This window comes from Chryseobacterium sp. PMSZPI, from assembly GCF_002835665.1.
Classification (GTDB): Bacteria; Bacteroidota; Bacteroidia; order Flavobacteriales; family Weeksellaceae; genus Chryseobacterium.
Genome location: NZ_PIZV01000079.1, coordinates 1 through 25,503 on the forward strand (window position 1 = coordinate 1; position 25,503 = coordinate 25,503).

31 protein-coding genes are annotated in these 25,503 nt (G+C 33.9%); 14 read left to right on the forward strand and 17 right to left on the reverse strand.

The genetic code is table 11. The features are described from left to right. Positions 1-100: 100 nt before the first annotated feature. Both CW752_RS16300 and CW752_RS16305 read right to left on the reverse strand, forming a co-directional pair. Positions 101-529, reverse strand: coding sequence for a TPM domain-containing protein (locus CW752_RS16300; protein WP_410493652.1), 429 nt, complete (start codon positions 527-529; stop codon positions 101-103). Continuing rightward, the gene (locus CW752_RS16305; protein ID WP_101240759.1) at positions 529-1,134 is read right to left on the reverse strand and encodes a LemA family protein; all 606 of its coding nucleotides are present in this window, start codon (positions 1,132-1,134) and stop codon (positions 529-531) included. Before CW752_RS16305 ends, CW752_RS16300 begins: the two co-directional genes overlap by 1 nt. A 75-nt stretch (positions 1,135-1,209) precedes the next feature. On the opposite strand from CW752_RS16305, the gene CW752_RS16310 reads away from it, so the two are divergent. Together CW752_RS16310 and CW752_RS16315 are read left to right on the forward strand one after the other, a co-directional pair. Then, the gene (locus CW752_RS16310; protein ID WP_101240760.1) at positions 1,210-1,707 is read left to right on the forward strand and encodes a dihydrofolate reductase; all 498 of its coding nucleotides are present in this window, start codon (positions 1,210-1,212) and stop codon (positions 1,705-1,707) included. 149 nt (positions 1,708-1,856) lie between these two features. After that, positions 1,857-2,426: a hypothetical protein gene (locus CW752_RS16315; RefSeq protein WP_101240761.1), complete on the forward strand. Its 570-nt coding sequence runs from the start codon at positions 1,857-1,859 to the stop codon at positions 2,424-2,426. Between the two features lie 322 nt (positions 2,427-2,748). Here CW752_RS16315 and CW752_RS16320 read toward each other — a convergent pair whose 3' ends face one another. The 6 genes from CW752_RS16320 to CW752_RS16345 form a co-directional block, all read right to left on the reverse strand. Continuing rightward, positions 2,749-3,147, reverse strand: coding sequence for a hypothetical protein (locus CW752_RS16320; protein ID WP_101240762.1), 399 nt, complete (start codon positions 3,145-3,147; stop codon positions 2,749-2,751). Then, positions 3,147-4,355, reverse strand: coding sequence for a hypothetical protein (locus tag CW752_RS16325; protein WP_101240763.1), 1,209 nt, complete (start codon positions 4,353-4,355; stop codon positions 3,147-3,149). The genes CW752_RS16320 and CW752_RS16325 overlap by 1 nt, the downstream gene beginning before the upstream one ends. A 349-nt stretch (positions 4,356-4,704) precedes the next feature. Next, on the reverse strand, positions 4,705-5,337 hold the full coding sequence (locus tag CW752_RS16330; RefSeq protein ID WP_101240764.1) for a trimeric intracellular cation channel family protein: 633 nt from the start codon (positions 5,335-5,337) through the stop codon (positions 4,705-4,707). A gap of 52 nt (positions 5,338-5,389) precedes the next feature. Continuing rightward, positions 5,390-5,743 (reverse strand): four helix bundle protein, encoded by a 354-nt coding sequence (locus CW752_RS16335; protein WP_101240765.1) that lies wholly within the window; start codon positions 5,741-5,743, stop codon positions 5,390-5,392. A gap of 44 nt (positions 5,744-5,787) precedes the next feature. Next, complete coding sequence (gene coaD / locus CW752_RS16340) at positions 5,788-6,252, reverse strand: pantetheine-phosphate adenylyltransferase (protein WP_047098871.1); 465 nt, start codon at positions 6,250-6,252, stop codon at positions 5,788-5,790. A gap of 28 nt (positions 6,253-6,280) precedes the next feature. Further along, positions 6,281-7,264: a D-alanine--D-alanine ligase gene (locus CW752_RS16345; protein WP_101240766.1), complete on the reverse strand. Its 984-nt coding sequence runs from the start codon at positions 7,262-7,264 to the stop codon at positions 6,281-6,283. 156 nt (positions 7,265-7,420) lie between these two features. Here CW752_RS16345 and CW752_RS16350 point away from each other — a divergent pair, with 156 nt between their 5' ends. From CW752_RS16350 to murI, 5 genes are all read left to right on the forward strand, one after another. Then, positions 7,421-8,515, forward strand: a complete 1,095-nt coding sequence (locus CW752_RS16350; RefSeq protein ID WP_101240767.1) for a PASTA domain-containing protein — start codon at positions 7,421-7,423, stop codon at positions 8,513-8,515. Between the two features lie 76 nt (positions 8,516-8,591). Then, on the forward strand, positions 8,592-9,665 hold the full coding sequence (locus tag CW752_RS16355; RefSeq protein WP_185117653.1) for an RluA family pseudouridine synthase: 1,074 nt from the start codon (positions 8,592-8,594) through the stop codon (positions 9,663-9,665). A 51-nt stretch (positions 9,666-9,716) separates the two neighbouring features. After that, positions 9,717-10,667, forward strand: a complete 951-nt coding sequence (locus tag CW752_RS16360; protein ID WP_101240768.1) for a PorP/SprF family type IX secretion system membrane protein — start codon at positions 9,717-9,719, stop codon at positions 10,665-10,667. 50 nt (positions 10,668-10,717) lie between these two features. Continuing rightward, a complete protein-coding gene (gene hemW, locus CW752_RS16365) occupies positions 10,718-11,842 on the forward strand; it encodes a radical SAM family heme chaperone HemW (RefSeq protein ID WP_101240769.1) in 1,125 nt (374 codons plus the stop codon). Positions 11,843-11,898: 56 nt separating this feature from the next. Further along, positions 11,899-12,729, forward strand: coding sequence for a glutamate racemase (gene murI, locus CW752_RS16370; protein ID WP_101240770.1), 831 nt, complete (start codon positions 11,899-11,901; stop codon positions 12,727-12,729). Positions 12,730-13,055: 326 nt separating this feature from the next. On the opposite strand, the gene CW752_RS16375 is transcribed toward murI, so the two are convergent. Further along, complete coding sequence (locus CW752_RS16375; protein WP_101240771.1) at positions 13,056-13,655, reverse strand: NAD(P)H-dependent oxidoreductase; 600 nt, start codon at positions 13,653-13,655, stop codon at positions 13,056-13,058. Between the two features lie 84 nt (positions 13,656-13,739). Here CW752_RS16375 and CW752_RS16380 point away from each other — a divergent pair, with 84 nt between their 5' ends. Continuing rightward, positions 13,740-14,087 (forward strand): winged helix-turn-helix transcriptional regulator, encoded by a 348-nt coding sequence (locus CW752_RS16380; protein WP_101240772.1) that lies wholly within the window; start codon positions 13,740-13,742, stop codon positions 14,085-14,087. Here the strand turns inward: CW752_RS16380 and rsmD are convergent. The 6 genes from rsmD to CW752_RS16410 all read right to left on the reverse strand — a co-directional run bounded on the left by rsmD (position 14,084) and on the right by CW752_RS16410 (position 17,504). Further along, positions 14,084-14,656: a 16S rRNA (guanine(966)-N(2))-methyltransferase RsmD gene (gene rsmD / locus CW752_RS16385; protein ID WP_101240773.1), complete on the reverse strand. Its 573-nt coding sequence runs from the start codon at positions 14,654-14,656 to the stop codon at positions 14,084-14,086. The two genes, CW752_RS16380 and rsmD, sit on opposite strands and share 4 nt — an antisense overlap. 104 nt (positions 14,657-14,760) lie before the next feature. Continuing rightward, the gene (locus CW752_RS16390) at positions 14,761-15,477 is read right to left on the reverse strand and encodes a DUF3822 family protein (RefSeq protein WP_101240774.1); all 717 of its coding nucleotides are present in this window, start codon (positions 15,475-15,477) and stop codon (positions 14,761-14,763) included. A gap of 18 nt (positions 15,478-15,495) precedes the next feature. Beyond that, positions 15,496-15,990 (reverse strand): Smr/MutS family protein, encoded by a 495-nt coding sequence (locus tag CW752_RS16395; protein ID WP_101240775.1) that lies wholly within the window; start codon positions 15,988-15,990, stop codon positions 15,496-15,498. Positions 15,991-16,033: 43 nt separating this feature from the next. Next, a complete protein-coding gene (locus tag CW752_RS16400) occupies positions 16,034-16,531 on the reverse strand; it encodes a metallophosphoesterase family protein (RefSeq protein WP_101240776.1) in 498 nt (165 codons plus the stop codon). Beyond that, positions 16,531-16,980 (reverse strand): hypothetical protein, encoded by a 450-nt coding sequence (locus CW752_RS16405; RefSeq protein ID WP_101240777.1) that lies wholly within the window; start codon positions 16,978-16,980, stop codon positions 16,531-16,533. Before CW752_RS16405 ends, CW752_RS16400 begins: the two co-directional genes overlap by 1 nt. A 59-nt stretch (positions 16,981-17,039) precedes the next feature. Beyond that, positions 17,040-17,504, reverse strand: coding sequence for a hypothetical protein (locus tag CW752_RS16410; RefSeq protein ID WP_101240778.1), 465 nt, complete (start codon positions 17,502-17,504; stop codon positions 17,040-17,042). 101 nt (positions 17,505-17,605) lie between these two features. Between CW752_RS16410 and CW752_RS16415 the strand changes: the two genes are divergently transcribed. Next, complete coding sequence (locus CW752_RS16415; protein ID WP_101240779.1) at positions 17,606-19,150, forward strand: serine hydrolase; 1,545 nt, start codon at positions 17,606-17,608, stop codon at positions 19,148-19,150. Positions 19,151-19,204: 54 nt separating this feature from the next. On the opposite strand, the gene CW752_RS16420 is transcribed toward CW752_RS16415, so the two are convergent. After that, positions 19,205-19,681: a SixA phosphatase family protein gene (locus CW752_RS16420; protein ID WP_101240780.1), complete on the reverse strand. Its 477-nt coding sequence runs from the start codon at positions 19,679-19,681 to the stop codon at positions 19,205-19,207. Positions 19,682-19,796: 115 nt separating this feature from the next. Between CW752_RS16420 and ruvX the strand changes: the two genes are divergently transcribed. The 5 genes from ruvX (at position 19,797) to CW752_RS16445 (ending at position 23,788) form a co-directional block, all read left to right on the forward strand. Next, positions 19,797-20,213 (forward strand): Holliday junction resolvase RuvX, encoded by a 417-nt coding sequence (gene ruvX, locus CW752_RS16425; protein WP_101240781.1) that lies wholly within the window; start codon positions 19,797-19,799, stop codon positions 20,211-20,213. Further along, positions 20,210-20,782 carry a peptide deformylase gene (gene def, locus CW752_RS16430; protein WP_101240782.1) on the forward strand — a complete coding sequence of 191 codons (573 nt, stop codon included), beginning with the start codon at positions 20,210-20,212 and terminating at the stop codon, positions 20,780-20,782. Before ruvX ends, def begins: the two co-directional genes overlap by 4 nt. 77 nt (positions 20,783-20,859) lie before the next feature. Beyond that, complete coding sequence (locus CW752_RS16435; RefSeq protein WP_101240783.1) at positions 20,860-21,417, forward strand: DUF5606 domain-containing protein; 558 nt, start codon at positions 20,860-20,862, stop codon at positions 21,415-21,417. Between the two features lie 659 nt (positions 21,418-22,076). Continuing rightward, positions 22,077-22,844, forward strand: a complete 768-nt coding sequence (mazG, locus tag CW752_RS16440; RefSeq protein ID WP_101240784.1) for a nucleoside triphosphate pyrophosphohydrolase — start codon at positions 22,077-22,079, stop codon at positions 22,842-22,844. A gap of 71 nt (positions 22,845-22,915) precedes the next feature. Then, entirely contained in the window at positions 22,916-23,788 is an 873-nt protein-coding gene (locus CW752_RS16445; protein WP_101240785.1) for a hypothetical protein, read from the forward strand. A 15-nt stretch (positions 23,789-23,803) separates the two neighbouring features. Here the strand turns inward: CW752_RS16445 and CW752_RS16450 are convergent, their stop codons facing one another. Next, the gene (locus CW752_RS16450) at positions 23,804-25,243 is read right to left on the reverse strand and encodes a tetratricopeptide repeat protein (protein WP_133121705.1); all 1,440 of its coding nucleotides are present in this window, start codon (positions 25,241-25,243) and stop codon (positions 23,804-23,806) included. Positions 25,244-25,503 lie beyond the last annotated feature (260 nt).

Genomic DNA, 25,503 nt, shown 5'->3' on the forward strand with positions numbered 1-25,503 from the left:
TTCATCATACACCGGATATAAAACCGCAGGTTTTTTAGGAATGGTATATTGTGCTGATACAATAGTGTAAAAGCAAATCAATAAAAATGAAAATACTATTTTAAGAGAACGTAATTTCATTTGGAAGTTGGTTTGGGTTTTCTCCTTTTACAGGAAAATATTTTTTTAATTCAATGCCTGTTTCTAGAATGGCACTTTTTAAAGCTTTATGATAATTTCCTTTGGCAAATTCGGCTGTGATATAATCATGCAGATGATCCCAATAGGATTGATGTACTTTTTCATGGATGCCGACATCTCCAATAATAGTCAGGTATTTTTGTTCAAAATTAACATGGAAAAGCACGGCGTTTCTATCAGTAGTTTTATCCATACAAAGTTCTTTGAAGACCTCGAATGCTGTTTTGGCATGATGGTCTTCAGTATTAGAGTCAATATGCACTCTAATCTCACCTGTAGAATGTTCTTCTGCAGATTGAATCGCCTCCACAAGGGAAGCGATCTGCTGATTTGTAAGGAAATTATTCATTATTTAAATACCTCAGGGGCTTTTTGAGCTCCGGCTTCAGCTTTGAAGTAAGGTTTTTCTTTAAAGTTGGTGAAGTTCGCCAAAATATTATTCGGGAAAGTCTTGATAGATGTATTATAATCCTTTGCAGCATCATTGTAGTAAACCGTTTCTGTTCTGATACTGTTTTCAATAGCTGTATACTCTCTCTGGAAGTTGATATACTGCTGATCTGCTTTTAAATTAGGATAAGATTCTACCACAGCCATTAATCTGCTCAACGCTCCGGATAATTCTCCTTGTGCAGCCTGGAATTTAGCAATATCTGCATCTGTCATATTGGTAGGATCGATATTGATGGAAGTAGCTTTAGAACGTGCTTCTACCACTTGTGTTAAAGTTTCCTGCTCAAATTTAGAATACGATTTCACTGTTCTTTCCAGGTTCGGAATAAGGTTCGCTCTTTTCTGGTAGACCGTTTCTACGTTAGACCATTTTGCGTTGACAGTCTGTTCTTTGTCTACAAAGTTATTATATCCGCTTCTTCCCCAGAAGAATAGAACAGCAACAATAATAAGGAGAGCAATACCGACTGTTCCGGCGCCCAAACATCCTTTATTTTTCATAGTTTATTTTTTTTAAATTTTTGTGCTAATCAAATATACAAATTATGTGCTAATTTTGTAAAAAATTATATTTGAATGACAACAATAGTGGTGGCAATGGGAGAGAAAAATGAAATTGGTTTTGAAAACCAGTTGCTTTGGCATCTTCCTAAAGATTTAAAACATTTTAAAGATATTACTTCCGGACATCCAGTAGTGATGGGAAGAAAGACCTATGAGAGTATTGGGAAACCTCTTCCTAACCGTACCAATATTGTTGTGTCAAGAAAAAAAGACTGGTTTGAAGAAGGGATTCTTATTGTGGGAAGCATCAAAGAAGCTGTGAAATTTGCCAAAAAGATTGATGAAGAAGTTTTTATTATCGGAGGGGGCAACATTTATGAACAAACCATGGATATTGTGGATAAGCTGGAAATTACTCTGGTAAAAGCGGATCTTAAAGCAGATACCTTCTTCCCGAAGATCGATGAAAAGATCTGGAAAAAAATCAATGAAGTCTGCCATGAACAAGACGAAAAAAACGGGTATGATTTCTGCTTCCAGACGTTTGAACGAATAAAGAAGGACGCTTAGAAATCAATAGTCAATTTTTGCTTCGCAAAGTGAATCGTGAATAGCTACCTGATATAAAAATTAACAAGCGCAACGAATTGACCATTCACCATTGACATTTTGAACTTTAAACCTTAATTTTATTATCTTTGCACTTCTAAAATTTAGTAATGAATAAATACATAAAAATTGCGGTAGCAGCACTTCTTATTCTGGCAGGACTTTGTATGATGATTTTCACAAGAAATCTTGGATGGGGAATTGTTGTTTTTCTTTTGGCTGCATTCCCTATTTTACTTTTCTTTAAAAATGAATATATTCTTTTGGCATTCTGGCAATTAAGAAAGCAAAATATGGAAAAAGCTGCGGAATGGCTGAGCAAAATAACGAATTATAAAACACAACTTCATAAATCTCAATACGGATATTTTCACTATTTATTGGGATTGACACAAGCTCAGGATCACCCTGCGAAAGTAGAACCTTTAATGAAAAAAGCGCTTGAGTATGGTTTGAATATGAAACACGACAGAGCAATGGCTACATTGAATCTTGCTGCAGCAGCTATTTCTAAAGGAAGAAAACAGGAAGGACAGAAGCTTTTGGAAGAAGCAAAAAGATTAGATAGTGCAGGAATGATGACCGACCAGATCAAAATGATGAAAGATCAGCTGAAAATGCCAACAATGCAAAAACATATGCACAACCCTAATATGAGAAACAGAGGGAAATTCTTTTAAGCATAATGAATAATATCATAAAGAGGCCGTATCACAACTCGTGAAAACGGCCTTTTTTATGAAATTTTACTGTACTCCTATACGTGAAGTTTTTCATACGATTCTCAATCCACATCGTTTAGTTATGATAGGGCTTCATTACTTCAAAAAAATAATTCTATAACTCCTTGTGCATTATGTATTAAAACAAGAGATTGTAAATAGGTATTTTAAATTAAATCACTAATTATTAATAAACAGTTGTAACTTAAATTAGTTCTAAATGCTTTTTTTTGAGGTGAAATTATAAAAATTATGGGTGTTCTATAATATAATTGCACCTTTATTCAATCTCATTTCTAAAGACTAATATTAATGACAGTATTGAACTAACAATAAATAATAGTGAAGGAAGAATGAACCAACTATTTATTCTTTTATAATTATTTGGATCATAAACTCCAGTTAGAAAAATTAAAGCTATAAATAGACTTATAAAACAAAATATTAAAAGATATCTTTCTTTATATCCCTTGCATGATAAAAATACTATAAAAGTTCCTATAAGAAATACCATTCCTAAACCTTCCCATAAAATTCCATATTCGGGATTTAAAATATCAGAAATAAATTGATATAATGACATAAATATAATTCCAATATTTAGTGTATCATGTTGACTTATACCTTGCGTAAGCAAAAATGCAATTACTGCAATAATTTTGAGAATTTTTACAATCATTATTTACAATTTCTTTTAGTTTGGGGAGCAATTCCATTTGTGCTTGTAGCACCATATTGTATACTATTTGAAAACGAAGTAGGTGTATCAACGCTTATCGGAGTCATATTAATGCCAACATTATTCAGCACAATTATTGCAAAATCGACACAATTATTAAATCTTAAATCATAATTAGTGTTTGCAAAAGCAGAAGATGTTTTAATAATTTCCTGAAGTTGTGCAGGAGTAATATTTCCTATATTCCATGCGGTAGAATAGGGATGTCCACTATCATTACCCATTTGTCCAGGGCCTATTATTTGTTCTAATCCTGAATTTTTAGGATAAAATCCATATGTCATAGTATTACTTCCTTGAGTTATAGATATAAATGCATGCCCTGAAGGACTTGAAGAAAACATTTTAGCTGCATAAACTGTAAGATTAGCAGGTTTACTAGTATCAAGACATTTTAAAAAATCGTTTATATCGTTAATAGGAGTGTCTGGAGGTAGAGGTGGAGTAAGTGAAATTGTAGGAGTGCTATTTCCTCCTCCACCTCCGCCGCCTCCACCGCTGGAGCCTCCAGAACCACCACCATTATTACATTGCCCATACATTTCACATTGTCCAGGTCCTATTATCCCCATGTCGTCTGAAGGATTAGAAGGACCTGTAATTACAACTTCATCAATCTCTGTTACTCCTCCGCTTTTGGAAAACATTTTTTCATTTGGACGATTAACCACTTTTTCAAACGCAGAAAATATATTGTTATACTCTTGGTCAGCATTTTTTAGTTTATATAATCCTAGAAGAGTGTTTTTCTTATTAATAGTAGAAAAATAGATATCAGTAACTTTGCGATTTTTAATTACTGGAAAATACATGTATATATCCCCATTTTTATCTTCAATGATTTGTGAATGTACTCTAAAATTAATATAGGAATCAGCGATTGGACCTTTTACATTAATCCCAGTATAATTTGTTCCATTTTTAAGATCGTATGAATAATAAGCTTGTTGAAAATCTAAAGCGTATAACTTTCCTATAGATGAATTGCTCTGAGAAACCTTATACTGGTAAGAATTATTTTTGTTGAAAAGGTTGAATGTTCTCTCATCATTTTGAGTTTCCAATAATCCATCCTGTTGTCTACAAGAAATTATTCCTAATGCTAGAAATAATAAGTAGAATAATTTTTTTAAATTGTGTTTTATCATATTATAAAATTAAAATATAAATATATAAATTAATTCTTTTTAAAGTGAAATTTTATTCTTCACTTTATGAGCATTAAATTTTATCATCACGGAAGTCCATAAGAGACAAAAAGACTAGCTTAGTCCTGAAATAAATAAAAACATCTCAATTTTTAAAAAAGATAAATTAACATGGATTTTAGAAATTAACAAATCTATTTTATGATATAATTCTATGGCCTAAACTATCATATAAATCATTTTCGGAACGATTCGAAATTACCTCAATGCTTCGTAATGGTAAATTACTCAAAGAAGTTATCTATTTCAAGTTTATCAGGTGCTTTTTGTTAGTTTTTCAATGTTTTATTTACATTTCAGAGGTTTGATCGTACCCATAAAATTTTGGCATCTGCCAATGATATTTTACGGCAAGAGTTCTGATGGCAACGATAAGTAAAATGGTAAATATCTGTGCGAAAGTATAGGAAAGAGTAGTATATCTGGTCATTAATAAAAATGCAGCTCCCCCTACAATACATGCTGTCGCATAAATTTCCTTTCTGAAAATCAAAGGAATTCTATTCAGTAAAATATCCCGTATAATTCCTCCGAAACACCCCGTGATTGTCCCTAAAGCAATACATATCATAGGGTGGATCCCGGCATTCAACCCTTTCTGGATTCCAATAATGGTAAATAGTCCCAGTCCGAAACTATCGAAAATAAATAGAGTAACTTTAAAGTTCTTCTCCAGAGAATTGAATACCATTGAAAAGATACTGGTCACCAAAATTAATGCGCACATCAGGAGATCATGCATCCAGAATACAGGAATGTCAAGCAGTAAATCTCTTACAGTTCCGCCTCCTACAGAAGTTACAAAGGCAATAATGAGTACCCCAAACGGATCAAGGCGCTTTTGCATCGCTGCAAAACTTCCTGACATGGAAAACGCAATGGTCCCAAGGACTTCTATCGCAAAATTGAACTGTTCGTGCATATGATTATATAAGTAATGAGTGATGAGCAATCAGTAATAAAAATTATGCCATTTAAGTTTGAGACAATTTAAATTTATAAGTAGTCATCACTTTTACAAGTTCTTCACATTCTGTTTTTAAATGTAAAATTTTTTCCGGACTTAAATATTCTAATTCTTCAATAATTTCGGGCCAAAGTTGTGTTTCATCAATTTCTTCAACTACAATACATATTTTAGCGAATTTTTCTTTTTCAGATCTAGCCCTTGAAACGGCTCTGTAATTAGCTGCAACTGAAGTTGAAGACCTGATAACTTGCTTCCTTATTATTGAAACATCGTCAGAATATGGTAATATAGAAAATGCTCTAATGATAGCAATAGAAAATTTTTTAGTTCTTTCCCGAAAGATCTGATTAAAATCCATAGTCTCAAAATTACCTATTACCTATTGCTCATTACTTATAATATCTATCTTTCCACTCTCACCGAGTCCGGGACCATGAGCTCGTATTCTCCACCGTGGGTGATGATTTCCCTTACGATGCTGCTGCTGATGAATGATTTTCCGGAAGAGGTTAGTAAGAAGACGGTTTCCAGTTTTTTATGAGCTAATGTTCTGTTGGTGTGAGCAATTGCCTTTTCGAATTCGAAGTCTGCAGGGTTTCTCAGCCCGCGGATAATGTATTGAGCATTCTTCTCAAAGCAGTAGTCCACTGTTAAACCTTCAAATGAATCTACTTCAACATTGGGGAATTCTGCTACAGAGTTTTGGATAAATTCCATTCTCTTCTCAAGAGGAAACATGTATTTCTTCTGAGAATTCTGTCCAATGGCAATAATTAATTTATCAAATAGCGGAGCCGCTCTTTCTATAATATCGTAATGTCCCAAGGTAATAGGATCAAAAGATCCTGGGAAAACAGCAATTTTCATGTTGTATGAATTATGATGATTCTTCTAATTATTTATTAAGTGCTTTTTCAACTTCATTTCCACAAAGATCCATAATGGAAATCCCATAATGTCTTGCCTGTTGAGGAAGAATGCTGGCAGGAGAGAACCCCGGATTGGTATTCATCTCAAGCATATAAGGAATACCATCCATGAGAATATATTCGCTTCGTGAGAAACCGCTCATTCCAAGGGAATTGTAAGCTCTTTTAGCAATTTCTTCAACTTTTTTTGTGGTTTCTTCATCAATCCTTGCCGGAGTAATTTCCTCAGAAGCTCCTTCATATTTTGCTTCATAATCGAAAAATTCATTTTGTGGAACAATCTCAGTAATTCCCAAAACAATCGTTTCCCCTTTGAAGTCAATAACTCCTACAGAAACCTCCATGCCATTCAGAAAACTTTCAATTAGAATTTCATTGTCTTCTTTGAAGGCAACTTCTGTTGCAGCAATCAACTCGGACTTTTCTTTAACTTTTGAAATGCCTAGCGAAGATCCGGATTGGTTAGGTTTTACAAAAAGAGGAAGGCCTAGTTCTTCTACAATTTGATCAATATTGATGTTTTCTCCTTTTCTTAAATAAATACTTTTGGCAGAAGGAATTCCATATTTTGATAATACGGCAAGTGTATCTTTTTTGTTAAAAGTAAGGGCACTCTGGTAAAAGTCACATCCCGTATACTTTTGCCCTATAGCATCCCAGTATGCCTGCAAAATACCATTTTCACCAGGTGTTCCATGGATGATATTAAAGCATACATCAAATTTTAATACTTCATCATTCTCTAAGGTAACAGAAAAATCCCCCTTGTTGATCGCATATTTTTTATCATTTTCTCCTAAAAAATACCATTCATCTTTAAGGACTACTACTTTATATACGTCATACAGATTTCTGTCTAAAGAATCATAGATCAACTGTCCGCTTTTTAAGGAAACCACATATTCGTCAGAATAGCCTCCCATTACTACGGCAACACTTTTTTTGTTCATAACCATATAGTATCAATTAAGGCAAATTTAAACATTTTATGCAATGCAATGAGGGAAATCGGCAAATTTTAAAATCAAAAATGAATTGTGTTAAATAAAAAGCACATTCAGAAATTATTAGTTATATTTGCGGTTGTAATTAAAGTAATTTTAAGTATGCTTAAATCACTTTTCAATTGGAAAGTTTTACTGAATTTAGTAGTAGCCATCGGCGTTTTCGTAGGTCTGGTATGGCTTACATTTCGTTGGTTGGAATATCATACCAATCATGGTCAGGAAATTCCTGTACCTAATATAGTCAATAAATCTGTGCATGATGCCATAAAGATATTGGATGATACAGGCCTTGAATATGAAGTAGATAGTGCGAATTATGACCCTAAATACAGACCTTTTCAAGTGTTGCAAGTGGATCCTGTACCAGGTTCTCACGTAAAGGATGGAAGAACAGTACACCTTAAAGTAAATCCAAGAACTTGGGCTCCTATTGTAGTTCCGGATGTTATCAATAAATATTCAGGATTGGCATTCCAGAGATTGGATCAGGTGGGTCTTAAAATTGGAGATACGATCTATGAGCCTAGTATTCAGAAAGATGCCCTTTTAAGAATATTATATAAAGGAAATGCTGTTAACCCGGGATCACGCTTGCCTAGATTCTCCATGATTGATGTGGTAGTAGGGTCAGGGCCGATGAGAAATATTTCTATTCCTAATGTTGTTGGACTTTCTGTAAAAGAAGCAAGAGCTGTCATTACAAAAAGTATGTTTGAAGTGGGATTGGTAGAGCATGAAGATGGTGGTAAGGATGAGTCTGATATTATCTATTATCAGGATCCGGCTTCAGGAGATGTTCGTGACCAAGGTATGCAGATTGACCTTTGGGCCAGTAAAAAGACTCCGGCCGAGCTGGGTGCTAAAATAGATCAATTGAATTCTATCTATCGTATGAAAGTAGATACTTCTCTGCCTCCGGTACGATATGAAGAAGTTCATAATGAGCCAACTTATGCACCGCCACCGGTACCTAAAAAGGAAACTCCAAAGCCTACACCGGTAAAAACAGAGGCTCCTAAAACACAGTCGACGACCCCAAAACCTACAAGTTCTGGAACGGAAAAACCAAAAACGTCTGTAAGCAATACCAATCAGACTTCAGGAAATAATACCCACAAACCGGCTGCTACAGCTTCTACACCTGCAAAAGAACCTGCAGAGAAACCTAAAGCTAAAAAGGTCGTAGTAGAATAAATACTAAAAAGATTATTAAAATATACTGGCTTCAACTGCAAAATGTTGAAGCCTTTTGTGTAAAAAATATAAAATAATGTCAGAAGATAACGAAGATTTTTTAGATGAAGAATTATTAGATTCCAACAGTATCGAGAATATCGATATTGATGAGGAAAATAAAGGATTGTATGAGCATCTTAATATCACTGTGGATGCAAAACAAGAACCCCTGAGAATCGATAAATTCTTATTGATATACAGACAGAATTCTTCAAGGAATAAAATTTCACAGACCTGCAGGGCCGGGAACGTTATTGTTAATGGTAATGCTGTTAAACAGAATTATCGTGTGAAACCGGGAGATCAGATCTCAGTATTGCTTACCCATCCACCGAGAGAAAATGTGATTATTCCTCAGAATATTCCTATTAATATCGTATATGAAGATGATGATCTGATTGTGGTGGATAAAGAAGCCGGTATGGTGGTACATCCCGGATTTGGAAATTGGGATGGAACATTAGTGAATGCACTGGCCTATCATTTTGAACAGAATGGAGAAAAGTCGGATCTTGACAGAGTCGGTCTTGTTCACAGAATTGATAAAGATACTTCAGGGCTATTGGTCATTGCGAAGAATGAATATGCATTAAGCTTTTTAGCAAAGCAATTCTTCAACAGAACGACTAAGAGGTTGTATTGGGCTTTTGTATGGGGCAACCTTCAGGAAGATGAAGGAACGATCAGAGGACATATCGGAAGACATCCGAAAAACAGAATGCAGATGTTTGTGTATGAAGATGGAAGCCAGGGTAAACATGCGGTTACCCATTACAAAGTCTTGGAAAGGTTCAAATATATGACATGGGTGGAATGTAAACTTGAGACGGGAAGAACCCATCAGATCAGAGCACATTTCAAGCATATAGGACATACTTTATTTAATGATGAAAGATATGAGGGACATACTCCTTTAAGAGGCGTAAACCTACCGAAATATAAGCAATTTATTAAAAACGTATTTGAGATTTTACCTCGACATGCTCTTCATGCCCATACCCTGGGATTTGTACATCCAACAACAAAAAAGGAATTATATTTTGAAAGCCCAATGCCCAAAGATATGACGGATGCCGTAAAAAAATGGAGAAATTATTTGGAAAACTAAAAATATATTGAGAATTTTTTTATATTTGTTGAATTGAAATCAAGATTTGTTATGAGAAAACTATATGCTATCGTATGTTTAGCTCTTTTGTCAAATGCATACAAAGCACAAGAATCACTACCATACTATCAGCAATATCTTTTGGATGGTGATTTCCTGTTCAACCCAGCTCAATACGGAAAAACAGATTACGTACAGCTTAATGCCAACTATCAGCAACAATTTTCCAAATTCAACAATTCTCCGAATGTACAATCAATCGGGATGCATGCGAATATTTTTGATAGAGTAGGTGCTGGTATTTCTGTTTTCAGGGACAGTAATGGACCTATCTCTGCAGGAGGTATTACAGCAGGTGCTTCATATTTTATTCCTCTAAGTAGTGAAGGAGACAGAAAAGATCAGTTCTCTTTCGGTACAAGTGTTAACTTTTATAACATGAATTTTGATTATTCAAAAATCAATACAGAAGAAGGAGGAGACCCATTATTAAGAGGTGAAGAAAGTAACATCTTTATGGTATATGCCAACTTTGGTTTAGCAGCTACCTATAGAGGTCTTTTTGGAGGAGTATCCGTTAATGATATTGCATTGAGTAATGATGCTTCTATCGTAAACAACTACGAACCTTCTCCTATTAAATTCTTCTTAAATTTAGGATATAACTGGAATATTGCTGATAATATTACCATCGCACCATCAGCATTGATTAACCTGAATACCAATTCTACCAGAATGATTGACTGGAACCTAATGGCGACATTCTCAAACGATATCAATGCATTCTCTTTTGGAGTAAGCTATAGAACTGTTCAAAACAGATTTGATAACCAAAACTTAAGTATTTCTCCAATTGTTAAAGTAAGATTCAACAAATTTATGGTTGGAGCTACTTATAACCTTGGAATATCTGATATTCAAAAATATGGAGGGAATAGCTTTATGTTAAGTCTTGGATATAACTTCGACAACTTTATTAATACTAGAGGATTTAGATATTAATCAATTTAATTTAAATAAATTTGAGCTCTGAAAATTTCAGAGCTTTTTTTATGATATACATTCACATTCCGTTCTGTAAACAAAAATGCAGTTATTGTAACTTCCATTTTTCAACATCCCTGAATTTTAAGGATGAAATGATTCATGCCATGAAGACTGAAATCATGCTTCGGAAAGATGAATTACAAAACAAAACTTTAAAATCCCTTTATTTTGGAGGAGGAACGCCTTCTATTCTTTCAGTGGATGAAATAAGTTCCTTAATGGATGAGGTATTACGATATTTCAGTTTTGATAAGGATATTGAAATTACATTGGAAGCGAACCCTGATGATTTGGACAAGAATTTTTTAAAACAACTTTCAGGAACGCCTGTTAATCGGTTATCAATTGGTACACAGAGTTTTTTTGAAGAGGATTTGAAGCTAATGAATCGCGCTCATAATGCTTCGGAAGCAGAAAGCTCTATCAAACGAGCTCAGGACTTTGGATTTGAAAATCTAAGTATTGATCTAATTTACGGTTCCCCTACTTCCAATCTCGAGATCTGGAAAGAAAATTTACATAAAACAATAGCACTTGAGGTTCCTCATATTTCATCCTATGCCTTGACAGTTGAGCCTAAAACCGCTTTAGAAAACTGGATTTCGAAGGGTAAAATAAAAAGTCCGAAAGAGGAAGAACAAAACAGAGAATTCTATTATCTATCAGACTTTTTAAAAGATCATGGTTTTGAACATTATGAAGTTTCCAACTTTGCCAGACCCGGTTTTTATTCCAGACATAATTCTGCTTATTGGAAATACCGGGAATATTTAGGAATTGGACCGTCAGCTCATTCTTATAATGGTTTTGATGTGAGGAGTTGGAATGTGGCCAATAACCAGCAGTATATTAAAAAACTTAATGATAAAACCTTAGCAAAAGAAGAAGAAATTCTTTCCCGGGAAGATCAGTTCAATGAGATGATTATGATTGGTCTACGAACCATATGGGGAGTTGATCTCACTAGTTTAAAAAATAAGTTTTCAGATCAAATATGGGAAGATTTTCAAACGGAAATAAAAGCCAAAATAGAAGAAGGTATTTTAATAATTGAAGATGATCATCTGAAAATTCCGGAAAAACATTGGTTTATGGCGGATGGAATTGCATCAGATTTATTTTTGGTATAGTTGTTTTAGTTGTCTGACTCTAAAATTCACTATTTTTGTATAAAATTTCAGTTCACTTGAAAACGAAAAAACAAGATTATTCGCATCTTTCACCCAGCCAACCTATCGGTATTTTTGATAGTGGAGTGGGAGGGCTTACTGTTGCTAAAGAGATTAAAAGACTTCTACCTCATGAGGATCTGATTTATTTTGGAGATACTAAACATCTTCCTTATGGAGAAAAATCTAAGGAAGCTATTATTGAATATTCTACCAAGATTACCAACTTTCTGCTGGAGCAAAACTGCAAAGCTATTGTTATTGCTTGTAACACTGCCACAGCAAATGCTTTGAATGAAGTGATGCAATCTGTTGCAGGTAAAGTACCTGTAATAGACGTTATCAATCCTGTTGCTGAGAAAGTGTCTTATGAAATCCATAATAATGTGGGAGTAATAGCGACTAAGGCAACTGTAAATTCTGGATTGTACAAAAAGAGCATCCGAAAACATAATAAGTGGATCAAAGTAGATGAGTTGGCTACTCCGTTATTGGTTCCTGCCATTGAAGAAGGATTTAAAAATCATCCGATTACCCATGCAATTATTTATAATTATTTGAGTAATAATAAATTAAAGAATATTGAAACTTTGATTCTGGGATGTACGCATTATCCTCTTTTGATTGATGAAATTAAGCAGTATTATGGAAACAGGGTTCGTGTTATTGATTCTCCAAATATTGTGGCCAATCATCTGAAAATTATTCTGGATAAATATAATCTTCTGAATGATAATAACCCGAAACCGAATTATCATTTCTATCTCTCAGACCTTACTAAAAACTTTGAAAAGATCTCCAAGAAATTCTTCGGTAAAACCATAGATTTAGAGCTTAAAGTATTATAAATAAAAAGTCTGCCTCATCTAGAAGCAGACTTTTTTCTTTCTTGCCCTCGTCATTGGGAACGTAGCGGAGCAATTTCAATAATAGTTTTATTTGAAAAACGTTAAGGTACAAATGATCTTTACTATTTTTCTCGCAGATTTCGCGAATTACGCAGATTTTTTTGTCTGTACTACGGATCTTACAGATTTGCCAGATGTTTGTGGCTATTTGTGTGAAAATTCGTGTCGTTTGTGTTTAATAAATATCTGCGTTATCTGCTCAATCAGCGAGAGAATATCCTATTCGTGTCTCTTGTGAATGAAATCTGTGGAATTGGTATTTATAATTACGCTTCCAGGATCACCTTTTCAGCTTTTAATCTTGATTTTGGATTGAATTTAGGCTGATTGGCATCTGTATCCAACTTTTCTCCGATTGCAACTGTGAAGAGGGTTTCGTATTTATCATTTTTTAGAATTTCATCATAGAGTTCGGGCTCTATTCCTTCCATAGGAGTAGAATCTATTCCCATATCTGCACATGCTGAAAGGAGGACTCCCAATGATAAATAAACCTGATGTCCTAACCAGGATTTAACAAAATGGTCTCCTTTAGGTTTTACTCTGGTTCTGTAATAGTTTACAGCACCTTCAGGAAGATTTTCCACAATTTGTTTTTCAAAGTCTTCAGGGTTTTTAATCACCTGGAAAATAATAAGGTGGCTGCAGTCAGTTACTTTTTCTTTATTGATGAAAGAAACTTCGGCCAATTTTGATTTCAGTTCACCACGATTTACAAAGATAAAATTCCATGGCTGGCTGTTGATGGAAGATGGACTTAGGTTTAAAATTTCCTTAAGTTGTTGAATTTTTTCTTCACTTACGGTTCCCTGTGGATTATACTTTTTTACTGTATATCTCGATTTCATTTTTTCTAAAAAGTTCATAATTTTATACTATATTTTTTATAGTTACAAACTTAATGTAAGTTTATTATCTTTGCAATAACGGTTAAAAATGATAGTATAAAAATGTATATAATAGATAATAAAAGTTACCCTTGCTGTACCAGTGTTACCATGCGATTTATAGGCGGAAAGTGGAAAGCGGTGATTTTACATCACCTTATTGAAGGGGCTAAAAGATATAATGAACTAAGAAAATCTATTCCTACCATTACAGAGAGAACATTGAGTTTACAGCTTAAGCAACTGGAAGATGACGGTATTGTCGATCGGACAGTTTTTACAGAAAAACCTCCTTTAATAGTTGAATATGAATTAACAGGATTTGGGAAAACCTTATTACCTGTTCTGGATGCTATTACTAAATGGGGAATAGAAGCCCCCGTCAATTCAAAAAAAATAATCAGGAATTAAAGTTCCTGATTATCTTCTTTATTAGGTTCAAAAAAACTGAAACTTACATTTCCGTATTTTCGGGTGTCGATCAGATTAGGATGTTCCAGTTTCATACGGCTTTGATGTTCTACGATAAGAACGCCGTTTTCTTTCAAGTATTTATTATTCAAAACCAGAGATATCAATTCATGATATTTCTTTTCTTCCATTTCGAAAGGAGCATCGGAAAAGACAATTTCGAAAGACTTTTTGTTTCTAAACTTTTTAAGCCAGTCAAAGACATCTCCTCTTTGTACATTGATCTGAAGTGCCATGTCAAGATCAGACGCAGTAGAGTTGATAAAGGCCGTATGTTTGGGGTTCAGTTCTACAGAAGTTACATCCTGACATCCTCTGGAAGCAAATTCTAATGAAATGGAACCTATGCCTGCAAATAAATCAAGCACGGAAATGGATTGCATATCATATTTGTTTTCCAGGATACTGAATAAAGCTTCTTTGGCAAAATCCGTGGTAGGTCTTACATCGAAGTTTTTAGGAGCGGCAATTTTTTTGGCTTTCCATTTGCCTGATATGATTCTGAACATATTTTTTAAATTTAGGTAGTAGGTTCTAGGGATTAGGAGTTACAATCATACATCATTATTATCTTTTTAGAAAGGCTAAGCCCTTATTCCTAAGCCCTTAGATCTTAATTAAGTATAAAATTCTTGTTAGGAATGTTGTCAAAAACAATTTTTAAATTTTTAACAAACTTCTGAAGCTCGGAAATGAAGGTTTCATTCTCCGTAGTTTCTCCGTAGGCGTAAAAATTGGTTTCATTAATTCCGAAACCTATTTTACTGAGTGTAAACATGATGAAGTAAAGAAAATCTACTTCCGAATTTACATCCAGGTTGTTATAAAGGATCACTTTTTTATGATCAATAGCAAAAAACTCACATTGATTATGGTAAAGATTGATGTGTATCTCTTTATTGTTTTTATTATTAATTGAGTTTAAAAACTTTTCCCCGGAAAAATTAAAATGTACCGGAATAGCCAGCTCTTTTATTTTTTTGTAATAATTTTTTGGGAAGGTATAATAAAACTGAATATTGAATTTTTTATTGATAGAAAGCATAAGCTCTTCTTTCTCCTTATCGGTAGGAGCATTGAATGCAATCAAATCAAACCCGGCATCATGCTCGGAAAAACCTTCCGGCATCAGGGTAAAATGGTTCAGTGCAGAAACAACCTGAATTTCATCAAAACGTTGTTTTATAAGAACTTCATCAAGCTTTTCTTCAATAAGGTTTGCCGGTGTCTCTTCGGTCACGAAATAAGACTTTTCTTCCAGAATGCTTTTGTTTCTTACAATCTGGTAGATCAATCCGTCTTTGGTAAAAAGTAAATTAAGTACGTTCATAATTTAATTGCTGCAAATTTAGTGAAATTCTACCATTACCGCACCTGATTGATGATGAAGTATTTCCTTATTATAGAAATCAATATTTATCTGGCTTTCCAAAACATCCCGAACCATCCTTTGCAAGGTTCCATCACCAATACCATGAACAATCTCAAGTCTCTTTAAATTATTTTTCCGGCAGAATTCCAATACTTCTATCAGTTTTTCCTTTTGAATGAACAGTCTTTCAAAACTATCATAATCATTAGGATTTTTTACCAAATTATGAAAATGCAGGTCCAAAACCAAATGGTTTTTCTGATGTTTTTTAGAAATTGCTTTTTTAGGTTCAGCTTTTCTTACAGGTTTTACGTTTTCATACAGATCAGCATTCTTTGGAACGAGTTTCTCTTTTGGATATTGATGTGTAAATCCATATTCATCTTTAAAAACCACAATATTTCCCTTCACGGAAGTCACGACTCCGCTTAAATCTTCATCTACTACAGAAACTGTATCCCCAATTTTCATTTTTCAATTTGTTAACCTAGTAACCCTATCGCTTTCAAACTCTTTAAACCCTTGAACCCAATTCAATGACTTCTAAATCCTTTATTTCTTCACCATCTACCACAAAACGCATCATTGTACGCACCTTATGCCAGCCTTGATTTCCACAGGCTCCGGGATTCAGGTGCAAAAGATTGTTTTTCTCATCATACATTGCTTTTAAAATATGAGAATGTCCTGAGATAAAAAGTTTAGGAGCTTTTTCAGCAATTTCTTTCTTGGCTAATGGTGTATACTTTCCGGGATAGCCACCGATATGAATCATTAAAACTTCCAGTTTTTCACAGAAAAAATGGTTTACTTCCGGAAATTCAGCACGGATTTTGGCATCGTCAATATTTCCGTAAACTCCTTTTACAGGTTTTACCTGCTCCAATTGTTCAATGACATCCATGCTACCGAAATCTCCACAGTGCCAAATTTCATCGGCCAGTTTGGCATAATCTAAAGTTCGGTCATCGATATAAGAATGGGAATCGGAAAGAAGAAGGATTTTTGTCATTATCTAAAGGTTCTGGCAGTGATATCTTCGTCGTATTTTTCTTTGAATATAGTAAGACGGTCCGGATTTATTTCCCCGTTCTGGTTGAGAACTCTTTCTTTAAGTAACCATTTTATGATTCTCTCCATTGCTTTTCTGGAATTCATGAAGTTGGCAACTTTCCCTATATCCTTGGATTCTATTTTTACTTTTTCAGTCAGGAAGTTAAGAGCAAAATAATCATCATTTATATAGCTCGGTGTTTCGTTATCTATATATTTATAAAATAAAATTTCCTCGTCGTCTTTCATAGAAAAGAATGAATACTGGGCAAGACTTATTTTTTCAGCTTTTAAAATCTGCTTTCCATCCAAAAATACTTTATTGTCTTTAATCGTAACGTCTTGAGCAAAATATAAATTACAGCTTATCATCAATATAAATACAGCTAATAATCGTTTTGTTGTCATCTTTTAATAATTTTTACTGCAAATATAAGCCTTATAATTTCGAAAGCCTTTTCAAAGTATTAATCCAATATATTTTTTGTTTTTCGAATAGAGTCTAATTTCTTTTCTGTTTGTGCATCAAAGAGTCTTTTTAATTTCAATTCGGTGCTGGTCAATCTTGAGATAATAAAATTACCATTCATAGCAGGATTTGAAGGAAATACAATGGCAAGAGTGCTATCCGATGTTTTTTTCCAGGCCCCTATATAGCGGTCAAATTTTAATGCTTTACTATGGATCTCTTCCAGAATACCATTTCCACTTCCCGGTCGTGGTAAGCTACCTAACAACTTTTCATTTTCCTTAAACTTAAGTCCAAAACTATTGTTATCGAAAACATCTTTCCTTTCATAGGTATAAATATAGGTGTCCAGTTTTTTCAACTTCCACGTTTGCAGAAGTAAAGGATTAGAAACTTTGTCCTGGCTTTTTACAAAATAGTTTGTAAAAAGAGATAATAAAAGGATGTAAATAGACTTTTTCATAAGTGATATCACAGATTGGATGGAAATGTAGGTAAACTTTTAACATTGACAAAATTAACATCTCCTAATATTTATTAAATTTGAGAAAATTAAAAAAAGCAATGAAGCAGAAACTTTCTTTTTTCATTTTTCTTTTGACGGTAGGGCTTTCCAATGCTCAGGTAGAAGAAAAAAAATTGGACGAATTGATCCAAAATACCTTAAAAACTTTTGATGTTCCGGGAATGTCAGTAGGGATTATAAAAGATGGAAAACTAACCTATTCAAAAGGTTTTGGAGTACGTTCACTTACCACAAAACAACCGATGGATGAAAATACTCTGGTAGGTATAGCTTCCAACTCAAAAGGATTTACCTGTGTGGCATTGGCTATTTTGGCAGATGAAGGAAAGCTGAACTGGGATGATAAGGTTTCAAAATATATTCCTGAGTTTCAAATGTATGATCCTTATGTTTCTCAAAATGTAACGATAAAAGATTTAATCACACACAGAGCAGGATTAGGGCTGGGACAGGGAGATCTGATGTTTTTTCCGGAAGGAGGAAGCTTGACGGTAAATGATATTGTTCATAATGTAAGATATCTAAAGCCTGAAAACCCTTTCCGAACTAAACTGGATTATAATAATATCATGTTCATCGTTGCCGGAGAAGTAATTCACAGGATTTCCGGATTGACATGGGCGGAATTTATCGAACAGAGAATTATGAAACCGGTGGGAATGACATCCAGCTTTGGAAGTTATAACAGAGCTAAAACGGTAACCAATAAAATTGATGCTCACGCACCTGTAGACGGAAAGGCAATCGCAGTTCCTCATGATTGGAATGAGACCGCTAATGCAGCCGGAGGAATCATGAGTAACATTAAAGATATGACAACTTGGGCTGAATGTCTGATGAATAACTTTACGACTAAAGACGGGAAAAAACTAGTTTCCGATAAAAATGCTCAACAATTATGGAGCCTTCAGATTCCTGATAGAGTAGCAGCCAAGAATCCTTATGACACGAGTTTTTACGGATATGGCTTGGGATGGTTTTTAAGTGATGTAAAAGGACACAAACAGGTCCAGCATACAGGAGGGTTAATCGGAACAGTGACTCAGTTTACTTTAATTCCTGATTTGAAGTTGGGAATTGTTGTGTTGACCAATCAGCAATCCGGTGCAGCTTTTAATACCATTACCAACACGGTGAAAGACTCCTACCTTGGAGTAGCAGACCGAAATTGGCTGAAAACGTATGGTGATAGAATGTCTAAAGTGAATGCAGACTATGATAAGCAAAAGAAAGATGCATTTGCAAAATCCGAAACTTTTAAGAAGGATAAAGCACTTCATCCAAAAGCTGAACAGGTTGTGGGAGCTTACAATGACGCTTGGTTTGGAGATGTAGAGATAGCACAGCAAGGAAATGTATACAGGATTTCATGTAAAAATTCTCCTAGATTAAAAGGAGAATTGCTTCCTTATTCAAACAATTCCTTCATCATCAAGTGGGATGATAGAAGTTATGATGCCGATGCTTACATTATTTTCGATTATGATGAAAATGGAAAAGCACAATCTGCAAAATTGAAACCGATTTCGGATGTGACGGATTTCAGTTTTGATTTTGATGATCTGGATTTGAGAAGAAAGTAAAAAGAATAAAATTTTAAAGATATTGAACGGGATAGGCTTAGGCTTATCCCGTTTTTATATTTTTCCCGGCTCATAAAAGAACAGAAGTTTCTTTTTAGCACCATCAAATTCAGACCATGAATCACAATCTACTTCAAAACCGGCCACTCCACAGGTTGGGAAATGAAAAATATCTTCAGAAATGGAGTTTGCAAAATTGGAAATTCCGTTATTATGAGAGAAAAAAGCTACCGAGCTTAGATTGTCATCCAAGTCATAAATTACAGATTCAAAATTTCTTTCTGAGGGATTGTATAACTTTTGATCAGTAGAAACGCTTAGCTGATAGGTCTGATTAAAGATTTTACAAGTATTCAACGCACGAACTGCCGGGCTGGATACAAAATGATCAATGGAAATATGGTTGTTTTTTAAGAATCTGGACATGTTCATAGCGTCCTCCAGACCTTTATCTGCCAAGGGTCTGTCAAAGTCCTCCGTTTCTTCCGGCCAGTCGCTTTTTGCATGTCTTACGAGGATGAGTCTCTTCATATATTTGTTTTTTGGAAGATTAAAATTATAAAAAAAAATATGGAATAAAACATGATTTATATAAAAAAACTGCGTTATGAATAAAATCAGTAAATTTTACTAAATTTGCAGACTTATGGGACAAATCCTTGCAATAGACTATGGAAAGGCTCGTTGCGGTATTGCTGTGACGGATGATATGCAGATTATAGCCAGTGGGCTGGAGACTGTAGATACTCGTATTTTATTGAAATTTTTAAAAAAATATTTCAGTGAAAATAAAGTGAGTGAAGTGGTCATTGGGCTTCCCATAGATTTGAAAGGAAACATTTCCGAAGTGGAAACCGATATTTTAAAATTCATTGAAGTATTTCAAAAAGAATTTTCGGATATTGCGGTGCATCGTTTCGATGAAAGGTTTACTTCCAAAATGGCTTCTTTTTTTATTTCCCAAAGTGGAAAAAGTAAGAAAAAGAGACAAGAGAAAGGATTAATAGATAAAGTAAGTGCAACAATTATTTTGCAAAATTTTTTAGAACAAAGATTAAGATGATTTTACCGATAAGAGCTTTTGGGGATCCTGTTTTGAGAAAAGTGGGAAAAGATATAGACAAAGATTATCCCGAATTACAGGAATTGATAGATAATATGTTCGAAACGATGTATAGCGCAAATGGCATAGGTCTTGCAGCGCCTCAGATCGGATTAGACATTCGTTTGTTTGTAATCGATGTAACTCCTCTTGCGGAAGATGAGGATTATGAAGATATTAAGGATGAATTGGCAGAGTTTAAGAAAGTTTTCATTAATGCCCAAATTCTTGAAGAATCAGGGGAAGAGTGGAAGTTTAATGAAGGATGTCTTTCTATTCCGGATGTGAGAGAAGATGTGAAAAGAAAAGGGACTATCGTGATAGAATATTATGACGAAAATTTTGTAAAACATACAGAAACTTTTTCCGATATTAGAGCCCGCGTTATTCAGCATGAATACGACCATATTGAAGGGATCTTATTTACCGACCATCTTAGCGCATTGAAGAAGAAATTGGTAAAAGGAAAACTAGCAAAGATTTCTCAGGGAGATGTAAACATTGGTTACAAAATGAGATTTCCAAAATAATGTAAACAAGGATTTAAAAAGAATAATAAAAAGCAAAAAGCTGAAAGCTGGTTGCAAAATTTACAAAAAATAAAATTATGCTGTTAGAAAAAATAATTTCAATTTCTGGAAAACCAGGACTTTATAAGTTAGTTTCTCAATTAAGAAACGGATTCATCATTGAAGATGTTACCAACAAGAAAAAAGTTAGCATTGGAAACTCAAGCCAGGTAAGCTTATTAGATAATATCGCAATGTTTACATTTGATAAGGAAGTTCCTTTGTTTGAAGTTTTTGAAAATATTGCTAAAAACAATGATTATAAGGAAACTATTTCTCACAAGTCTTCTGATGCAGATTTGAAAGATTTCATGTTAACTTCACTTCCTAATTATGATACTGAAAGAGTATACTCTTCTGATATCAAAAAATTGGCTCAGTGGTACAATATCCTTCACAAAGCCGGATATATCACTCCTGAAAGCTTCGTAAAAGCAGAGCCTGAAACATTAGAAGGAGAACCTGCAGAAGAAGTAAGCATTGAAAAAGAAGCTAAAAAAGCGGCTCCAAAAGCTGAAAAACCGGCTACTCCAAAAGTAAAAGCTACTGCGGCGGCTAAAGCAGCTCCAAAAAGTACACATACTAAAAAAGGATAATTCATTTCTGAATTGACAATACAGATCCCTGTTGAGGTTTTCTCAACAGGGATTTTTTTGTGATGTACACAAATTCTTAGAGAGCCTCATAAAGCTTTTACGGATCAGGTGCAAAATTTGGGCTAGGTAAAAATTAGTTAATCTGAAGAAAAAAATGAATTACCTTTTTACTCCTCTAAGCTTTATATTGAAATTTTATTTCAACGCAAAGACAAGATGCAATTGATTATTGATAAGGGAGCCAAGAAAGCGACAAAAGTCACTGATGAAGCGATGTAGATATGCATGTGCTTAGAAAGGGACTGTCTAAAATACAACACCGGATAATAGCAATCCTTTGCGTGAAATTTTAAAATTAAACAGATCTAAATATTCTAAGTCCCACAACTTTTGCTCTTGTTCCGCTTTTGCGCATTATAAAAACCTAACAGGTTTCTGAAACCTGTTAGGTTTAAAGTTGATACAGATTCTTGTTGAGATTTTCTCAACAAAGATTTATCTTTAAACATTAAACATTAAACATTAAACATTAAACATTAAACATTAAACATTTACCTCAATACCATTCTTGCATTCCACGCCTAAAACTTTCACTCCAAACCACTACCATAGACTCAAAATAACCCTTACATTTGTATAAGATTGAATTTCCAATTACTATGAACACAAAACAGGAGAAGCTAGATGCTTTCGGAAGATTATTGGATATCATGGATGACCTTCGTGAGAAATGTCCATGGGATCAGAAACAAACATTACAATCACTTCGTCATCTTACCCTTGAGGAGACTTATGAACTTTCTGATGCCATCTTACAGAATGATTTGCAGGAGATCAAAAAAGAACTGGGAGACGTTTTGCTTCATTTGGTTTTCTATGCTAAAATAGGTTCTGAGAAGAAAAGTTTTGATATCGCTGATGTTATCAACTCTCTTAATGAAAAGCTTATTTTCCGTCATCCTCATATTTATGGAGATACAGAAGTAAAGGATGAAGAAGAAGTGAAGCAGAATTGGGAAAAATTAAAATTAAAAGAAGGAAATAAATCCATTTTAGGCGGAGTTCCAAAGAGTTTACCAAGCTTAGTAAAAGCCTATAGAATTCAGGATAAAGTAAAAGGAATTGGTTTTGAATTTCACGATGCTGAGGATGCCTGGAAAAAAGTTGATGAGGAGATTAAAGAATTTCATGCAGAAACCGATTTGGATAAAAAAGAACAGGAACTTGGTGATGTGTTTTTCTCATTGATCAACTATGCAAGAATTTCAGGAATCAATCCTGACTCTGCTTTGGAAAGAACAAATTTGAAATTTATTTCAAGATTTCAAAAGATGGAAAACCTTGCAGGTCTGCAAAACTTAAACCTTGCCGATATGTCTTTGGAAGAAATGGATATTCTCTGGGAAAAAGCAAAACAGCTGTCATAGCTTTTTTCATTGTTAATATTTTATTCCTATTTTAGTGAAAAATTTATTACTTATTTAATTAAAAAATAATTATGTTACGTTTCCTCATATTACCAATTCTGCTTTGGGGCTGTAATCCTAAAGCTCAAAATTCACCGGATAAAAATGATAAATTAAAAGAACTGTTTTCTTTTCCGAAAAAACTGAAGGAAGTTTCTGGCCTTGCTTTATCAAAAGATAAAAATACTTATTGGGTAATAGAAGATAGTGGAAATAAGAATACTGTATATGGCCTTAATGGTAAAGGAGAAATGATGACGAAAGTCCCTGTGGAAAATGCAGAAAATATAGACTGGGAAGATATCATCTCGGATACGCAAGGCAATATTTACATTGGAGATTTTGGAAATAACAATAACGACAGACAAGACCTTGCTATTTTGAAAACCGATCTGAAGGATCCTTTCCAGAAAACAACAAAAGTAGTTCAGACAACCAAATTTTATTATCAGGGGCAGAAAGAATTCCCTCCTAAAAAATCCAATTTACTATATGACTGTGAAGGCTTTGTAGAGATGAATGGGAATTTTTATCTCTTTACTAAAAACAGAAGCAAAGGTTTTGACGGTACATTTCTGGTATTTAAAGTTCCCAATAAAGAAGGGAATTTTGAAGCGAAACTGGTTGGGAAATTACAACTTCAGGGTGGTTATAATGATGCCGCCATTACATCGGCAACGATCAATAGTAGCAAGGATAAGATCGTCCTTTTATCCCATAAGAATATTCACGTTCTTACGGGATTTACTGCGGATGACTTTAACTCTGCAAAAATCCAGAAGATTCCTTTACATCATAATACCCAAAAAGAAGCCATCGTATTTCTTAATGATAAAACATTATTAATAGGCGATGAGAAGGCAAAAGATGAAGGAGGGAACGTATATACATTTCCTTTTAAATAAATTTATTGAAATGATTTAAAGCTCCAAAATCCATTTCTGTAGATCGGTTTCTGTAGGAATATTTAGCTTTTTCTTAAGTCTGTATTTCTTTGTCTGTGCAGTACGGATGCTTGTGTACTCAAGCTGACAGATTTCCTTACTGCTGAGGTTGAGTCGCATGTATGCACAGAATTTCAGATCATGTTCTGATATATTGGGGGTGTGGGCCAATAGTTTTTCATAAAAATCAGGATAAACTTCCTTGAAGCGGATAAGGAACAATGGGCTTCTTTCATTCATAAGTTTTGCGAGCTCTTCAAAAGAGTCATTGATCTGCATTTTAAGTTTATACGTTTCTGCATTTTTTTCTTCAAGCTGTTGATCCTTTTTAAGTTGTTTGTTCAGATATATTCTTTTTGTAATAAATACTGCGGCTATGGAAATGATTATAATGGCTGCAATCAGTATATAAAGCTTATTTTCTTCCCTTTCCTTTTCCTTATTTTTGAATTCCATGAGTTTTGCAACCGCTAAATCCACTGCCGCCTTTTTATTGGTATCTATTGTATTGCTAAGATTTGTATATTTTCTTAAATATTCATTTGATTTCTCAAAATTATTTAGATGTTTATAAGTACTGGAAATAGAATCATAAGCTACTAAAATTTCTAAATCACCATATGATTCAAGAATACTAAGAGATTTAAGATAATAATCAAGAGCTTTTTGATGATCCTTTTTTACGGTGTATAAATCACCGTAACTAAACCATGCAATTGCTTTTTCTCTAGCGGTTGCTTTGTCGGAGAATGAAAGCGCTTTATTCATATAGTATTCTGCAGAGTCCGGCTGTTTTTGTTCTATAAAACGGTCTGCAATTCTTGTATAGCTTATAATTCCCGGGTCGATTTGGAGCATTTTTTTTTCTACACTAAGCATAGAGTCTGTTGCTTTAAGCTCAAAAAAAAGCTGCCTTTTCCAGGAATAGTTCAAAGACAGATAGTAGACTTTTTGTTTTTGATCCGGAATTTTGTTAATGTATTCCTGAGAAAGATTAAAAGATCTGCCGGATTGCTCGAATAGGCCTAAGCGGGAATAATTTTTCCCATATTCATTAAATAAATAAGCTTTTAATGAGGGCACAGTATTGTCATTACGCAATATTTCTTTGGCTTTGTTCAGATATTCTATACTTTCTTTATATTTTGCGGTAATGAACAAAAGGTTCCCTATATTGATATATACAGCAGCCATATTCTTTTGATCATTAATCTTCTTATACTTTTCAAGCTCAGCCGTATTAAATTTCATGGCATTATCATAACTCCCTGTATAAAGGTACTCTTTAGTTGTTTTAACGGGCTCAGGTAAAAAAGAATATTCCTGTGACCAATATCTTGTTGTAAATAATACTAAAAAAAGCAATATTATTTTAAGCTTATAACTTGAAAACATGTAGAATAAATATGAATTCAAATGTAATTATTTAGTATAAAAAAATAACAAACTATAAAACAAAAAGGAAAAAATACTTTAAAAGAGATAATATGTCCACTTTTTTGTTGCACTTCAATAATACTTCATTTATTTTGTAACATATTGATTGTCATTATTTTGTATTTAGAGTAGTACCATAGTAGTAACTTTTTTAAGGAATTTCGGTGATACATTTGCAACATACAAATCGAACGACTCGGACCGGTCAAGTTTTAGTTTTACGATTCTTTAAACACATG